Origin of the sequence: Streptomyces sp. NPDC088730 (assembly GCF_044751215.1) — a bacterium.
Classification (GTDB): Bacteria; Actinomycetota; Actinomycetes; order Streptomycetales; family Streptomycetaceae; genus Streptomyces.
On the sequence record NZ_JBIVLK010000004.1, the window covers coordinates 157,541 to 172,424 of the forward strand.

Below are 14,884 nucleotides of genomic sequence, written 5' to 3' on the forward strand. Positions count from 1 at the left end.
GCTGATCAGCCGGTGTTGCGGAGTCCGGCGGCGACACCGTTGACGGTGAGCAGCAGGGCGCGGGCGAGCAGCGGGTCGGGTTCCTCGCCGCGTTCCGCTGCCTGGCGCTGGCGGGCCAGCAGCGATACCTGGAGGTAGGAGATCGGGTCCAGGTAGGCGTCGCGGATGGCGAAGGTCTGCTGGAGCACCGGGCTGGTGCCGAGCAGTTCGGTGTTGCCGGTGATCTTGAGGACTTCGCTGACGGTCAGCGCGTGCTCGGCCTCGATGGCGTCGAAGACGTGCTTGAGCTCGTCGGGGACGAGGGTGTCGACGTAGTGGCGGGCGATGCGCAGGTCGGTCTTGGCGAGGGTCATCTCGACGTTGGAGAGGAAGTTCTGGAAGAAGTGCCAGTGCTCGTGCATCTCTTCGAGGACGGTGTCGAGACCGGCTTCGCGCAGGGCCTTGAGGCCTGAGCCGACGCCGTACCAGCCGGGGACGATCTGCCGGGACTGGGTCCAGCCGAAGACCCACGGGATGGCGCGCAGTCCGTCGAGGGAGACGCCGGAGCCGGGGCGGCGGGAGGGCCGCGAGCCCAGGTGCAGGTCGGCGAGCTGGTCCACCGGGGTGGAGGCGAGGAAGTACGTCGGCAGGTCCGGGTCCTCGACCAGCTTGCGGTACGCGGCGTGGGCGGCGTCGGAGACGGTGTCCATGGCCGCGTCCCAGCGGGCGAGGGCCTCGTCGGACTGGCGGGGTGCGGTGTGCAGCGCGGAGGCCTGGAGGGTGGCCGCGACGGTCAGTTCCAGGTTCTCGCGGGCGAGGGCGGGGATGAGGTACTTGTCGGAGATGACCTCGCCCTGCTCGGTCACCTTGATCTCGCCCTCCAGGGTGCCCCAGGGCTGCGCGAGGATCGCGTCGTGCGAGGGGCCGCCGCCGCGGCCGACGGTGCCGCCGCGGCCGTGGAAGAGGCGCAGGCGTACGCCGTAGCGGTGGGCGACGTCGCGGAGGCGGCGCTGGGCGCGGTGGATCTCCCACTGGGAGGTGGTGATGCCGCCGAACTTGGAGGAGTCGGAGTAGCCGAGCATGACCTCCTGGACGTCGCCGCGGAGCGATACGAGGCGGCGGTAGGAGGGGTCGGCGAGCATCTCGTCGAGGATGACGTCGGCGGCCTTGAGCTCGTCGGTGGTCTCCAGGAGCGGGACGATGCCGATCTTGGCCCAGCCGGCGTGCAGGTCGAGGAGGCCGGCTTCGCGGGCGAGGACGGCGGCGGCGAAGACGTCGTCGGCGCCCTGGCACATCGAGATGATGTAGGACTCGATGACCTCGGGGCCGAAGCGCTCGAAGGCCTGGCTGATGGTGTGGAAGACGCCGAGGGTCTTCTCGCCGGCCGCGTCCAGCGGGGCCGGGGTCGGGGCGAGCGGCCGGCGGGAGCGGAGTTCCTTGGCGAGGAGCTTCTGCCGGTAGTCGCGGGGCATGTCGGCGTAGCGCCAGGACTCCTCGCCGAGGCGGTCGAAGAGCTGTCCGAGCGCGTGGTGGTGGGCGTCGGCGTGCTCGCGTACGTCCATGGTGGCGAGCTGGAGGCCGAACGCGGCGAGCGTACGGATGGTGCGGTCCATCCGGCCGTCGGCGACGATGCCGCCCTTGTGCTTGCGCAGGGAGGTCTGGATGAGGGCCAGGTCGGCGATGAGCTCGGCGGTGCCGAGGTAGTCGCAGCCGGGGCGGTGGGGGGTGCCGGAGGCGAGGCGCTCGCGGGTGTTGACGAGCTTCTGCCGGATGCAGGTGGCCTTGAGCCGGTAGGGCTCCTCCGCGTTCAGCCGCTTGTAGCGGGGGCTGATCTCGGGGAGGGCTTCCAGGTCGGCCTGGAGGGAGGCGTGGAGCTCGTCGGTGGCTCCGGTGTAGCGGATGGAGTTGGAGAGCAGTCCGCGCAGCTGGTCGACGAGTTCGAGGGCGTCGGTGATGCCGTGCTCGTGCTGGAGGATCAGCACTTCCCAGGTGACGGCGGGCGTCACGTTGGGGTTGCCGTCGCGGTCGCCGCCGATCCAGGTGCCGAAGGTGAGGGGGCGGGTGCCGGCGGGGAGTTCGACGCCGACGCGCTCCAGCTCCGCGGCCAGGTCCTCCAGGACGTCGCCCACGGCGTTGGCGTGGAGTTCGTCGAGGTAGTAGATGGCGTTGCGGGCCTCGTCGGCGGGCTCCGGGCGGACGACTCGCAGCTCGTCGGTCTGCCAGATGAGGTCGATGTTCTCGGCGAGCCGGATGTCCTGGCGGCGCCGGTCGGCCTCGATGACCGGGGTTTCCAGGAGTGCGGCGATGCGGCGGAGCTTGTTGAGTACGGAGCGCCGCGCGGCCTCGGTGGGGTGTGCGGTGAAGACGGGCCGTACGTTCAGGTTCTTGACGGTCTCGCGCAGGTGCTCGGGGTCCGCGTCCTTGAGCCGGTCGGCGGTGCGGGCGAGGAGTCCGCCCTCGGCGGCGCGCCGGTCGCGCATCTCGTGGGCGCGGTGGACCTGCTCGGTCACGTTGGCGAGGTGGAAGTAGGTGGAGAAGGCGCGCACGAGCTGTGCGGCGGTCTCCAGGTCCGTGTCGCCGAGGAGTTCGGCCGCGGCCTCGCCGTCGGTGCGGGTCAGGGCGCGGACCCGTTCGACGAGGTCGAGGAGTTCCTGGCCCTCCTGGCGTACGAGGGCCTCGCCCAGCAGGTCACCGAGGCGGCGGATGTCGGCGCGCAGCTCGGGGCTGGCGGCGGGGGTCTGGTCGGCACTGCTCACAGTGTGCGGCTCCTTGCAGTGGTTGAGCACGGGATCCGGGGCCCGCGGCTGGCAGCGGGTGCCACGCCACCCCCGGGAAAGCAGAGTGCGGACCGCGCTGTCCGACCTCTCCAGGATAGGTGTCCGTGCTTTCGGCGCTGTTCGCGCCCCGACAGGTGTCCGCACTTCAAGACGGGTGCCCGCGGGGGTACGCGTTCTGTCCCCTACCCCATATGACGCCACTCCGTGCGGGGTAGGCCGGTCCCTCTTGTGGCGGGGCTCCGCGCTGCCATACTTACGACGCCGTAGGTTACGGATGCGTAGCCCACGCATTCCGTCGCGTTCTCACCCACAGGGGACTCCCCATGAAGACCAGCCCCGATGTGATCGAGGCCGCTCCGGCGGCCGACAGTCCTCCCTCCGCCACGCTCGGCGGGGACAACAAGCGGTCGATCGAGCAGTTCGCGCTTCTGCTGTTCATCGTCCTGCCGTTCCTGGCCCTGGTCGCGGCGGTGCCGCTGGCCTGGGGCCGTGGTGTCAGCTGGCTCGATCTGGGGCTGATGGTGACGATGTACTACATCGGCTGCCACGGCATCACGATCGGCTTCCACCGTTACTTCACGCATGGCTCGTTCAAGGCGAAGCGTCCGCTCCGTATCGCCCTGGCCGTGGCCGGTTCGCTCGCGGTGGAGGGTCCCCTGGTGCGCTGGGTGGCCGATCACCGCAAGCATCACCGTTTCTCGGACGCCGAGGGCGATCCGCATTCCCCGTGGCGTTTCGGTGAGACGCTGCCGGCCCTGATGAAGGGGCTGTGGTGGGCGCACATCGCATGGATGTTCGACGAGGAGCAGACGTCGCAGCAGAAGTACGCCCCCGACCTGATCAGGGATCCCGCGATCCGCGGGATCTCCCGCCACTTCCTGTCCTTCACGATCGTCTCGCTGGCGATCCCGCCGCTGGTCGGCGGTCTGGTCACGATGTCGTGGTGGGGGGCGGCGACGGCGTTCTTCTGGGGCTCCCTGGTCCGGGTCGCGCTGCTGCACCATGTGACGTGGTCGATCAACTCGATCTGCCACGCGGTCGGCAAGCGTCCGTTCAAGTCCCGCGACAAGTCCGGCAACGTGTGGTGGCTGGCGGTCCTCTCCTGCGGTGAGTCCTGGCACAACCTGCACCACGCGGACCCGACGAGCGCGCGGCACGGCGTGATGCGCGGTCAGATCGATTCGAGTGCCCGGCTGATCCGCTGGTTCGAGAAACTGGGCTGGGCGACGGACGTGCGCTGGCCCGACTCCGCCCGTATCGAGTCCCGGCGCCACCCGGCGGAGGCCGACGCGGCATGATTGACGACGTGGCGACCGACGGAAGCACAAGCAGCGAGAAATCCCGCGCACCCTCCGCCCGGCGGGCACGCCGGGTGCGGATGACGGGCAAGGAACGCCGCGAGCAACTGCTGGACATCGGTCGCACCCTCTTCGCCGACAAGGGTTTCGAGGGCACTTCGGTGGAGGAGATCGCGGCGCGTGCCGGGGTCTCCAAGCCGGTGGTCTACGAGCACTTCGGCGGCAAGGAGGGGCTGTACGCGGTGGTGGTGGACCGGGAGATGCGCCAGCTCCTGGAGATGGTGAACACCGCGCTGACCGCCGGTCACCCGCGTGAGCTGCTGGAGCAGGCGGCGTTCGCGCTGCTGGACTACATCGAGACCTACACGGACGGGTTCCGGATTCTGGTGCGTGATTCGCCGGTCGCCCAGTCGACCGGCACGTTCGCCTCGCTCATCAGCGATATCGCCACGCAGGTGGAGGACATCCTGGGGCTGGAGTTCAAGGCCCGGGGCTTCGATCCGAAGCTGGCCCCGCTGTATGCGCAGGCGCTGGTCGGGATGGTGGCGCTGACCGGGCAGTGGTGGGTGAACGCCCGCAGGCCGAAGAAGGCCGAAGTGGCGGCGCATCTGGTGAATCTGGCGTGGCACGGGCTGGAGAACCTGGAGTCGAGGCCCCGGCTGATAGGCCACCGCAAGAGCTGACGCGGGAGGCTGTGGACCGGCTGTGGTCCGTCCGGGCCACGGCCTTGATCCCTCGCTAAACCGCTTCTGGCCCGGGGGTCGCGGTTGTAGAGTCTGTGCCTGTCCCGGGAGCACTTCACCCTGCGCGTGACGCACCTGTGAAGACGTTTCTCCCGGTTCCACCACGTACCCCTGGGGGGGCTTTGTCTTCTGTGGAACCCGGCCGTGCCGTGCCCGTGCGCTCGAAGCGCGCACGACGGATCGCGACCTGCACCTCAATCGTTCTCTCGGCCGGCATGCTGCTGGCCGCTCCGGCCTCGGCCGATGGACCGGCGCCCGCGCGGCACGGCGCCACCCTGCCGCGCGTGCCCGCCGCCGGCGCGCAGCCCGCGCTGACGCTGCCGGAGCACCCGGCGAAGAAGAAGTCGCCGGCCGCCGCACGGGCGGCGAAGGCCGCGGCGGCGCCCGCCGAGCCGCGTTTCGACGTGGACGGCGACGGCTACACCGACACCCTGTACCGGGGGATCGACGGGACCTACTACGTCGTTCCGACGAACGGGACGAGCCCCTACGAGTTCGCCCTGAACCCCGCCGACCCGGACGAGAAGTTCAAGGACGTCATCACGCCGGGCGACCTGAACGGCGACGGCAGGCCCGAGCTGCTCACCCTGTCGGCGACCGGCAAGCTCTCGCTCCACCAGGTCCGGAGCGCCGTCGGCGCCGGTGGCGTCGGCTGGTCCGGCACCGGCTGGCAGAAGTACAACAAGCTCGTCGCCGTGGGCGACATGACCGGCGACGGCCGGGGCGACCTGCTCGCCCGCACACCGGCCGGCGACATCTACCTGTTCGCGGGGACCGGCACCGTCACCGGCGCCCCCTTCAAAGCCGGCGTCAAGGTGGGCTACGGCTGGGCCTCCTACGACCAGATCGTCGGCGCGAACGACGTCAACGGCGACGGGATCGGCGACCTCTACACCCGTACGCCGGCCGGTGAGCTGTACTACTACGCGGGCACCGGAAAGGCCTCGGCGCCGTACAAGGCACGCGTCAAGGTCAGCACCGGCTTCGACACGTACAACCAGATCGTCGCCACCGACGACGCCACCGGCGACGGTCTCGGCGACCTGATGGCCCGCACCACGGGCGGCACGCTCTACTCGTACGACGCGACCGGCAAGGGCACCTTCCTCAAGCGGAAGCAGATCGGCACCGGCTGGAACGGCTCCTCGCTCTTCACGGGCCAGGGCGGCAACCCGGACTTCGGCAAGAACGAGCTGATGGCCCGCACCACGGGCGGCACGCTCTACTGGTACTACGCGAAGAACAACGGCAAGCTCAGCGCCCGCGTCAAGGCCAGTGACAGCGGCGGCTGGGCCGGTGCCAGCATGAGCTTCCCGTCCTCGCTCGACAACGACGGCTACGCGAACCTGCTGGAGAACTACAAGGGCACCCTCTACAACGAGGGCTCGCGCGTCAGCAGCGGCTGGAGCTCGTACAACGCGCTCATCGGTCCCGGCGACCTGAGCGGCGACGGCAAGGCCGACCTGATCGCCCGCAACACCGCCGGCGATCTGCACCTCTACCGGGGCAACGGCGCGGGCACCGGCTTCGCCGCCAAGGTCAAGGTCGGCTACGGCTTCAAGTCGTACACACTCGTCGGCGCCGGCGACCTCAGCGGCGACGGACTGGCCGACATGGTGGCCCGCAAGTCGGACGGCACGCTGTACCTGTACAAGGGCACCGGCTCGGCCACCAAGCCCTTCAAGGCGCAGGTCAAGATCGGCACCGGCTTCAACACCTACAAGAAGCTCGTCGCGCCGGGCGACATCAGCGGTGACGGCAAGGCCGACCTGATCGGCGTCGACGCCAAGGGCGACGCGTACCTCTACACGTCGACCGGCACCGGGAAGATCTCCAAGCGCGTGAAGATCGGCTCCGGCTGGGGCACCTACAACAGCCTGTACTGAGCGCACGGCAGCACCCGGAGCGCCCCGCCCCCGGTACTCCGGGGGCGGGGCGCTCCGGGTGCCGGACCCTCACTTCTCCCGGTGGGTGACGGCGAAGATACGGCGGAACGGGAAGACGGTGCCGTGCGGGCCCGCGGGGTACGCGGTGCGCAGCAGGTCGCGGTATTCGGTGAGGAAGGCGCTCCGGGCCTCCTCGTCACCGGCCAGGGCGGTGAGGACGGGGCGCAGGCCGGTGCCCTTCACCCAGTCGAGGACGGCGTCCTCGCCGGGCAGCAGGTGCAGGTAGGTGGTCTCCCAGACATCCGCGGTACGGCCGGGGCCGGCGAGCCGGTCCAGGTAGCCGGCGGGGCTGAGCACCGCGTCAGCGTGGCGCAGCAGGCCGCCGAGCCGGGAGCGCCAGCGCGGGGAGCCGGCCAGTTCGCGCATCAGGACGTGGCTGGGCTGGTCGAAGTTGCCGGGCACCTGGAGGGCGAGGGTGCCGCCGGGGCTGAGGGCGTCCAGCCAGTCGGGGAAGCGCTCCGCGTGGTGGGGCACCCACTGGAGCAGGGCGTTGGAGACGATCAGGTCACAGGGCTCGGCGGGGGTCCAGGTCGCGGCGTCGGCCTCGGCGAAGTCCAGCAGGGCGGTGGCGTGGGCGCGGGCCCGTTCCAGCATCTGCGGGGAGTTGTCGTAGCCGGTGATCCGGGCGCCGGGCCAGCGTTCGGCCAGCAGGGCGGTGACGTTGCCGGCTCCGCAGCCGAGGTCGGCGATCCGGGGGGCCGGGGTGCCCGGGAGCGGGGGGACGGCGGCCAGCAGATCGTGGAAGGGGCGGGTGCGGTGGTCCGCGTGGCGCAGGTACTGCTGCGGATCCCAGATCGGTGCGGTCATGGGGTCAGGATCATCCCGAAAGTATCTTGATGTCAAGACACTCGATTCCAAGAGACTCGAATTCAAGAGACTTCATGTCGACAGACCCTCTACACTGATCCACATGGAGGACGAGGTAGACCGGCTGGTCGCTGCATGGCGCCGAGAGCGCCCCGACCTCGACGTGGAACCGCTTGAGGTCCTCAGTCGCGTCTCCCGGCTGGCCCGCCACCTCGACCGGGCCCGCCGGATCGCCTTCTCCGAGCACAACCTGGAGCCGTGGGAGTTCGACGTCCTCACCTCGCTGCGGCGCGCGGGCGATCCGTACCAGCTCTCCCCCGGCCAGCTGCTCACCCAGACCCTGGTCACCTCGGGCACGATGACCAACCGCATCGACCGGCTGACCAAGAAGAACCTCGTCGAACGGCTCCCCGACCCGAGCGACCGCCGCGGAGTGCTGGTCCGGCTCACCGCGGAGGGCCGCGACAAGGCCGACCAGTCACTGGCCGGGCTGCTCGCCCAGGAGCGAGCCATCCTGGGCGAACTCTCCCGCCACCAGCGCGGCGAACTGGCCGGGCTGCTACGCCAGCTGACTGCCCCTTTCGACAACATCCCCGGCTAGGACCTGCCCCGGCTCCGGATCGGCCGGGCCCACGCCCGCCCGTCTGGCCAGCGCGACCGCCGCCAGCGTCGAGTGCACCCCCAGCTTGCCCAGCACGTTCTGCATGTGGGTACGCACCGTGTGCGGGGAGAGGAAAAGCCGCTCCGCCACCGCCTTGCGGCCGAGTCCGGCCACCATGCAGCGCAGCACCTCGCGCTCGCGCGGGGTCAGCGACTCGACGAGCTGTTCGCTCTCGCTGCGGTGCTTGCGGTCCGCCAGCAGTTCCCGCAGCACCCCGGTGAGCAGCGCGGGAGGCAGGTGCGTCTCGTCGCGGAGCACCCCCCGGATGACCGCGAGCAGCCGCTGGAGCGAGCAGTCCTTGGCGACCCAGCCGCAGGCCCCGGCCTGCAGCGCGAGCGCGGCCCGGCGCGGGTCGTCCTTCTCCGCGAGCACCACCGTGCGCACCGAGGGACGGCTGGCGCGGACCCCGGCGACCAGCGAGATGCCGTCGGCCGGCGCCCCGCCGGCCGGCCGGTCGGGCACCGCCACCGGGCCGGTGGCCCTGCGGCCGCCGGCCGGGGCCAGGATGCCCAGCTCGGCGTCGACCAGCAGCACGTCGTAGCCGCGCCCCTCGGCGGCCGCGCGCTCCAGGCAGCGCAGGGCGGCCGGTCCGCTGCCCGCCGCCGAGACGTCGACGTCGGGCTCGGCCGCGAGCGCCGCGGCGAGCGATTCGGCGAAAATGCGGTGGTCGTCGACCACGAGAACCCGGATACGGACCACAGGCACCCCCATGCTGTGCGTTCTGGGGCGCCCCGTAGCGTGCGCCCCCCGTCAGCGACGGACCGGCACGGGTGCGACACCCGGAACAGGGGATCGGACCGCGGTGCCACAGCCGCCGCCGGGCACCGATTCGCCACCCCCACCCGGGTGTCGCACCCGGCTGTCTCGTACCCCTGAATCAGCACCGGCCCCCACCGGTGCTGTGCATCAGCGTACGGGCGGCCGCCCGGGGCGGGAGGCGATTCGCGGAACTGAGCGTCCTCACGGGTCCTAGGGTGTGGTGCATGTTCCGTCTTGAGACAGAAGTGGACAGAGAACGACGTCAGTTGCTGAGCAGAAGGCTCCGCGAGGACAACACCGTGGGTTCGCCGGAGATCCGCGCGCTGCGGGGCGGGCCCGCGGCGCGCGAACTCCCGCTGGAGGTATGGGCGCTGGACACCCACGGGCAGGTCGCCGCAGGGCTGACCGGGCGCACCTGGGCGCACTGGCTCCATGTGGACGTGCTCTGGGTCGACGCCCGGCACCGCGGCCACGGCCTCGGCTCGCGGCTGCTCGCCGAGGCGGAACGGGTGGCCCGCGCGGACCGGGACTGCACCCGCTCCCGGCTGGAGACCTGGGACTTCCAGGCCCCGGACTTCTACCGGAAGCGGGGTTACGAGGTGACGGGCCGGGTCGAGGACTACCCGCCGGGCGTCACGGAGTTCACCCTCACCAAGCGGCTCGGCGGACCCGCCGCCGGGTAGTCGCCCGGCGGCCGGTCCGGTCCCCGGTCAGGCGATCCGGTGGGCGCCCGCGGACGGGACGGCGGGGAAGACCCGGGGGGCCGCGTAACCCGCCGAAGTGAACGCCTCCAGAACCGACTTGGTGACCGTGTCCGCCTGCGCCTCCTCCAGGAGCACGATCGCGGAGCCGCCGAAGCCGCCGCCGGTCATCCGGGAACCGAGCGCCCCGGCCGCGTTCGCCGCCTCGACCACCAGGTCCAGCTCCACGCAGGAGACCCGCAGATCGTCCCGGAGCGAGACGTGGCCCGCCGTGAGGACAGGGCCCGCCGCGCGTACGCCGCCCGCGTCGAGCAGCGCGATGACCTGCTCGACGCGCTGGTTGTCGCTGACCACGTGGCGCACGCAGCGCACCACGGACTCGTCCGCGCCGGCGGCGGCCAGCGTGTCGAGCCCGGCGCCCAGGCCCTCGTACGGGAGCTCGCGCAGGGTGCGGATCCCGAGCAGCCGGGCGCCCTCCTCGCAGGCCGCGCGGCGTTCCGCGTAGGCGCCGTCACCGAGTGCGTGCTTGACGCGGGTGTCGACGACGAGGAGCTGGAGGCCGTGGGCGGCCAGGTCGAAGGGGACCTGGCGGACGGTGAGGTCGCGGGTGTCCAGGTGCAGCGCGTGGCCCTCGGTGCAGCAGGCGGAGGCCATCTGGTCCATGACCCCGCAGGGGACGCCGACGAAGGCGTTCTCCGCGCGCTGGGCCAGTACCGCCAGCTCGGCGTGGCCGAGGCCGAGCCCGAACAGGTCGTTCAGGGCGAGCCCGGTGACCACTTCGAGGGCGGCGGACGAGGAGAGCCCGGCGCCGGTGGGGACGGTGGAGGTCAGCTGGATGTCGGCGCCCGTGACCGGGTGGCCGGCCTCGCGCAGCGCCCAGACGACGCCGGCCGGGTAGGCGGCCCAGCCGTGGCCCTCGTTCGGGGCCAGCTCGTCGACGCGGAGCTGGACGACGCCGCCCGGCACATCGGTGGAGTGCAGCCGCAGGATGCCGTCGGTGCGGCGGGCGACGGCGGCCCGCGCGGTGTGCGGCAGTGCGAGCGGCATCACGAAGCCGTCGTTGAAGTCGGTGTACTCCCCGATCAGGTTGACCCGGCCGGGGGCGGCCCAGACCCCCTCGGGCACGGTCCCGTACAGCTCGGTGAACGAGTCGGTCAGCTCGGTGGACGGCTCGGCCGGCTCGGTGGAGACGGTGGCCGGCTCGGCGGTGTCCGTCGGCTCAGCGGTGTCGGTCATGGTGCGGTGGGCTCCTCTCGGCGGGCGAACGTCCAGGCGTCGGAGACGATTCCGGCCAGGTCCGCGCGGGACGGCTGCCAGCCGAGGCGCTCCCTGGCGGTGGCGGCGGAGGCGACGAGAACGGCCGGGTCGCCGCCGCGGCGCGGGGCCGCGGTCTCGGGGACCGGGTGGCCGGTGACCTCGCGGACCGTCTCGATGACCTCGCGGACCGAGAAGCCGTTGCCGTTGCCGAGGTTGCAGATCAGGTGCTCGCCCGAGGTGGCGGCGTCGAGGGCGAGGAGGTGTGCCTCGGCGAGGTCCGCGACATGGATGTAGTCGCGGACGCAGGTGCCGTCGGGGGTGGGGTAGTCGTCGCCGTACACCGAGATCGACTCGCGCTGCCCGAGGGCGACCTGGAGGACCAGCGGGATCAGGTGCGACTCGGGGCTGTGCCGTTCGCCGCAGTCGCCGTACGCCCCGGCCACGTTGAAGTAGCGCAGCGAGACGGCGGCGAGCCCGTGGGCGGCCGCCTCGCCGGTGATCATGTGGTCGACGGCGAGCTTGGTGGCGCCGTACGGGCTGGTCGGGGCCGTGGGGTCGGCCTCCGTGATGGGGCTGGAGACGGGTTCGCCGTAGGTGGCGGCGGTGGAGGAGAAGACCAGGGTGCGCACCCCGGCGTCACGCATGGCGGCGAGCAGGGCGGTGGAGCCGCCGACGTTGTTGACCCAGTACTTCTCCGGGTCGGTGACGGACTCCCCGACCTGGGAGTACGCGGCGAAGTGCAGCACTCCGTCGTAGGAGGGGTCCAGCCACTTCGCGGCGTCCTGGATCCGGCCCTCGACGAACCCGGCGCCGGCCGGGACTCCCTCGCGGAATCCGGTGGAGAGGTCGTCGAGGACGGTGACGGTGTGACCCGCCTCCAGCAGGTGCTGGGCGACCACGCTGCCCACGTATCCCGCACCGCCGGTCACCAGGTACTTCTTGGGGGACTTGCTCACTCGCTCGCTACCTCTCGCAGTCGCGCGGCCGCGGCCTCCGGCGGCACATCGTTGATGAACACACTCATGCCGGATTCGGAACCCGCGAGGAACTTCAGCTTGCTGGGGGTCCTTCGCACGGTGAAGAGCTCAAGGTGGAGCGCGAACTCTTCCCGGTCCTGGATGCCGAACGGTGCCTGGTGCCAGGCCGAGATGTACGGCGTGGGCGGGTGGCCGGGTCCGAATATCCGGTCGAACCGCCTCAAGAGTTCCAGATAGACCTGTGTGAACTCGGTGCGTTCGCCGTCGTCGAGTTCCCGCAGGTCGGGGACGCGGCGGAGCGGGTAGAGGTGGACCTCGTACGGCCAGTGGGCCGCGTACGGCACGAACGCCACCCAGTGCTCGCCGGAGAGCACGATCCGGTCGCCGTCGGCGATCTCGCGGGCGACGACGTCGTCGAAGAGGTTGCCGCCGGTCTCGGCGCGGTGCTTCTCCATCGAGCGGAGCATCAGATCGGTGCGCGGGGTGACGAACGGGTAGCCGTAGATCTGCCCGTGCGGGTGGCCGAGCGTCACGCCGATCTCGGCGCCCCGGTTCTCGAAGCAGAACACCTGCTTGACCTGGTCGAGCCCGGCGAACTCGGCCGTGCGGTCCGTCCAGGCCTCCAGCACGAGGCCGGCCTGCTCCTCGGTGAGGTCCGCGAACGAGGCGTCGTGGTCGGAGGTGAAGCAGACGACCTCGCAACGGCCGGAGTCACCGGCCAGCGAGGGGAAGCGGTTCTCGAAGACGACGACGTCGTAGTGGTCGTCGGGGATCTCGCTGAGCCGCCCCTCCTGCGACGGGCAGAGCGGGCACTCGTCGGCCGGCGGGTGGTACGGACGTCCCTGGCGGTGGGAGGCGACGGCGACGCTGTCCCCCAGCAGGGGGTCCCGGCGGATCTCGGAGGAAGTCGCCACGGCGTCGAGCGGCCGCCCGTCGACGGCGTCCCGGACCGCGTCGTCACGGCTGTCGAAATAGAGCAGCTCCCGGCCGTCGGCGAGCGTCGTAACCGTCTTCTTCACCAGACTCCTCCCAAACATAACTCAACACAAGGAACCACAAATCAACAGACACGTCAATGAGTCCAGGCCAACCAAGTGCGGCCGGATGTGAGCCGCGTCTCGCACAGCTCACTGACAGGATCTGTTGGACTCTCGCGGGTTTCCCGTGGGGTTCTCGCGGATTAGGGCCGGGTTTTCGGGCCATACGATCACAATCAAACAAAGATGCTCAATGGAACTGTTCATTTTCTGAACACAAGGGCGTAGTTTCCTTCGGGTTCAGTACACGCAACGAAGCGAGTTCCCCCCATGCACCCTTTGGCATCCGGGCTCCGGCTCCCCACGAACGGGCTCGATTACACGATCCTGGCGATCTACTTCGCCGTCGTTCTCGGCATCGGCTTCGCCGCCCGGCGAAGCGTGAGGACGAGCCTCGACTTCTTCCTCTCCGGACGGTCGCTGCCCGCGTGGGTGACCGGTCTGGCCTTCGTGGCGGCCAACCTCGGCGCCACCGAGATCCTCGGCATGGCGGCGACCGGCGCCCAGTACGGCGTCGCGGTCGTCCACTGGTACTGGATCGGCGCCATCCCCGCGATGGTCTTCCTGGGCCTCGTGATGATGCCCTTCTACTACCGGTCGAAGGTCCGCTCCGTACCGGAGTTCCTGCTCCACCGCTTCGACAAGTCGGCACACCTGCTCAGCTCCATACTCTTCGCCTTCTCGGCGGTCCTGATCGCGGGCGTCAACCTGTACGCCCTGTCGATCGTCGTGGAGGCCCTCCTCGGCTGGCCGCAGTGGGTCGCGATCGTCGTCGCGGGCCTCTTCGTCCTGATCTACATCACCATCGGCGGGCTCTCCTCCGCCATCTACAACGAGGTACTGCAGTTCTTCGTCATCCTCGCCGCGCTGATCCCGCTGACCGTGCTGGGCCTCAAGCGCGTCGGCGGCTGGGACGGACTGAGCGACTCACTGACGTCGAGCCACGGCTCGAACTTCATGAGCGCCTGGGGCGGCACCGGCATCGGTGACGCCAACCCGCTCGGCGCCAACTGGCTGACGATCGTCCTCGGCCTGGGCTTCGTGCTCTCCTTCGGCTACTGGACGACGAACTTCGCCGAGGTGCAGCGCGCCCTGTCCGCGAAGAACCTTTCGGCCGCCCAGCGCACGCCGCTGATCGCCGCGTTCCCGAAGATGTTCATCGTCTTCCTGGTGATGATCCCCGGCCTGGTCGCCGCCGTGATCGTGCCGAACATCGGCACCGCCGGCTCCGGCACCACGTACAACGACGCGATCCCGCTGCTGATGCGGGAGCTGCTGCCCAACGGTGTCCTCGGCATCGCGGTGACCGGTCTGCTGGCCGCGTTCATGGCGGGCATGGCCGCCAACGTCTCCTCGTTCAACACCGTGTTCACCACGGACATCTGGGCGCGGTACGTGAAGAAGGACCAGTCGGACGCGTACTACCTGCGCTTCGGCCGGGGCATCACGGTGATCGGGGTGCTGGCCTCCATCGGCACGGCGTTCATCGCCGCCAGCTTCTCCAACATCATGAGCTACCTCCAGACGCTGTTCTCGTTCTTCAACGTCCCGCTCTTCGTCGTCTTCATCATCGGCATGTTCTGGAAGCGCGCCTCGATGAAGTCCGGTGTCTGGGGCCTGCTGGCCGGTACCACGGCCGCGATGGTCAACTACTTCGTCATCTACAAGCAGGGCATCATCGACATCCCGAGCGACCAGGGAGCCAACTTCGTCTCCGCGATCGTCGGGTTCGTCGCGGGCGCGGTCGTGATGGTCGCCGTCACGCTCTTCACCGCCCCCAAGCCGGAGGCCGAACTGGCCGGTCTCGTATACGGAACCGAGTCCCCGGACCTCGAAGAGGCGCCCGCGGAGGGCGACGACGCCTGGTACCGCAGGCCGGCCCTGCTGGGCTGGGGAGCGATCGTGCTCGCCGCCCTGTGCTACCTCCCCTACTCGTTCTGAT

General features: G+C 70.4%; 12 protein-coding genes. 6 read left to right on the forward strand and 6 right to left on the reverse strand.

Features of this window, described 5'->3' with window-relative positions; translation table 11 throughout:
- Window positions 1-5: 5 nt before the first annotated feature.
- Complete coding sequence (gene ppc, locus ACIP89_RS15785) at window positions 6-2,735, reverse strand: phosphoenolpyruvate carboxylase (RefSeq protein WP_401927000.1); 2,730 nt, start codon at window positions 2,733-2,735, stop codon at window positions 6-8.
- A 344-nt stretch (window positions 2,736-3,079) separates the two neighbouring features.
- Here ppc and ACIP89_RS15790 point away from each other — a divergent pair, with 344 nt between their 5' ends.
- From ACIP89_RS15790 to ACIP89_RS15800, 3 genes are all read left to right on the forward strand, one after another.
- Window positions 3,080-4,054, forward strand: coding sequence for an acyl-CoA desaturase (locus ACIP89_RS15790; protein WP_402115314.1), 975 nt, complete (start codon window positions 3,080-3,082; stop codon window positions 4,052-4,054).
- Complete coding sequence (locus ACIP89_RS15795) at window positions 4,051-4,737, forward strand: TetR family transcriptional regulator (RefSeq protein WP_401926794.1); 687 nt, start codon at window positions 4,051-4,053, stop codon at window positions 4,735-4,737. The genes ACIP89_RS15790 and ACIP89_RS15795 overlap by 4 nt, the downstream gene beginning before the upstream one ends.
- A 275-nt stretch (window positions 4,738-5,012) precedes the next feature.
- Window positions 5,013-6,683, forward strand: a complete 1,671-nt coding sequence (locus ACIP89_RS15800; protein WP_401926796.1) for an FG-GAP repeat domain-containing protein — start codon at window positions 5,013-5,015, stop codon at window positions 6,681-6,683.
- A gap of 69 nt (window positions 6,684-6,752) precedes the next feature.
- On the opposite strand, the gene ACIP89_RS15805 is transcribed toward ACIP89_RS15800, so the two are convergent.
- Window positions 6,753-7,550 carry a trans-aconitate 2-methyltransferase gene (locus tag ACIP89_RS15805; protein ID WP_401926798.1) on the reverse strand — a complete coding sequence of 266 codons (798 nt, stop codon included), beginning with the start codon at window positions 7,548-7,550 and terminating at the stop codon, window positions 6,753-6,755.
- Window positions 7,551-7,653: 103 nt separating this feature from the next.
- Here ACIP89_RS15805 and ACIP89_RS15810 point away from each other — a divergent pair, with 103 nt between their 5' ends.
- The gene (locus ACIP89_RS15810) at window positions 7,654-8,151 is read left to right on the forward strand and encodes a MarR family transcriptional regulator (protein WP_250969335.1); all 498 of its coding nucleotides are present in this window, start codon (window positions 7,654-7,656) and stop codon (window positions 8,149-8,151) included.
- Here ACIP89_RS15810 and ACIP89_RS15815 read toward each other — a convergent pair.
- Window positions 8,110-8,922, reverse strand: coding sequence for a LuxR C-terminal-related transcriptional regulator (locus tag ACIP89_RS15815; RefSeq protein WP_401927009.1), 813 nt, complete (start codon window positions 8,920-8,922; stop codon window positions 8,110-8,112). The genes ACIP89_RS15810 and ACIP89_RS15815 overlap by 42 nt on opposite strands.
- A gap of 272 nt (window positions 8,923-9,194) precedes the next feature.
- Here ACIP89_RS15815 and ACIP89_RS15820 point away from each other — a divergent pair, with 272 nt between their 5' ends.
- Window positions 9,195-9,653 carry a GNAT family N-acetyltransferase gene (locus tag ACIP89_RS15820; RefSeq protein ID WP_401926802.1) on the forward strand — a complete coding sequence of 153 codons (459 nt, stop codon included), beginning with the start codon at window positions 9,195-9,197 and terminating at the stop codon, window positions 9,651-9,653.
- Window positions 9,654-9,680: 27 nt separating this feature from the next.
- Here ACIP89_RS15820 and galK read toward each other — a convergent pair whose 3' ends face one another.
- From galK to galT, 3 genes are read right to left on the reverse strand one after another with little or no spacing between them, the layout of a single operon-like run.
- Window positions 9,681-10,907 (reverse strand): galactokinase, encoded by a 1,227-nt coding sequence (galK, locus tag ACIP89_RS15825; protein ID WP_402115315.1) that lies wholly within the window; start codon window positions 10,905-10,907, stop codon window positions 9,681-9,683.
- Window positions 10,904-11,884, reverse strand: coding sequence for a UDP-glucose 4-epimerase GalE (gene galE, locus ACIP89_RS15830; RefSeq protein WP_401926807.1), 981 nt, complete (start codon window positions 11,882-11,884; stop codon window positions 10,904-10,906). The genes galK and galE overlap by 4 nt, the downstream gene beginning before the upstream one ends.
- Window positions 11,881-12,924 (reverse strand): galactose-1-phosphate uridylyltransferase, encoded by a 1,044-nt coding sequence (galT, locus tag ACIP89_RS15835; RefSeq protein WP_402115317.1) that lies wholly within the window; start codon window positions 12,922-12,924, stop codon window positions 11,881-11,883. Before galT ends, galE begins: the two co-directional genes overlap by 4 nt.
- A 288-nt stretch (window positions 12,925-13,212) precedes the next feature.
- Between galT and ACIP89_RS15840 the strand changes: the two genes are divergently transcribed.
- Complete coding sequence (locus tag ACIP89_RS15840; protein WP_402115318.1) at window positions 13,213-14,883, forward strand: sodium:solute symporter family protein; 1,671 nt, start codon at window positions 13,213-13,215, stop codon at window positions 14,881-14,883.
- Window position 14,884: the final 1 nt, after the last annotated feature.

Excerpts from the sequence above, each read along its gene's own strand:
- ACIP89_RS15810 (WP_250969335.1), top strand. The coding sequence starts at position 7,654 with ATGGAGGACGAGGTAGACCGGCTGGTCGCTGCATGGCGCCGAGAGCGC.
- ACIP89_RS15800 (WP_401926796.1), top strand. The coding sequence starts at position 5,013 with ATGCTGCTGGCCGCTCCGGCCTCGGCCGATGGACCGGCGCCCGCGCGG.
- ACIP89_RS15820 (WP_401926802.1), top strand. The coding sequence starts at position 9,195 with ATGTTCCGTCTTGAGACAGAAGTGGACAGAGAACGACGTCAGTTGCTG.
- ACIP89_RS15840 (WP_402115318.1), top strand. The coding sequence starts at position 13,213 with ATGCACCCTTTGGCATCCGGGCTCCGGCTCCCCACGAACGGGCTCGAT.
- ACIP89_RS15790 (WP_402115314.1), top strand. The coding sequence starts at position 3,080 with ATGAAGACCAGCCCCGATGTGATCGAGGCCGCTCCGGCGGCCGACAGT.
- galK (WP_402115315.1), bottom strand. The coding sequence starts at position 10,907 with ATGACCGACACCGCTGAGCCGACGGACACCGCCGAGCCGGCCACCGTC.
- ACIP89_RS15815 (WP_401927009.1), bottom strand. The coding sequence starts at position 8,922 with ATGGGGGTGCCTGTGGTCCGTATCCGGGTTCTCGTGGTCGACGACCAC.
- ACIP89_RS15805 (WP_401926798.1), bottom strand. The coding sequence starts at position 7,550 with ATGACCGCACCGATCTGGGATCCGCAGCAGTACCTGCGCCACGCGGAC.
- ACIP89_RS15795 (WP_401926794.1), top strand. The coding sequence starts at position 4,051 with ATGATTGACGACGTGGCGACCGACGGAAGCACAAGCAGCGAGAAATCC.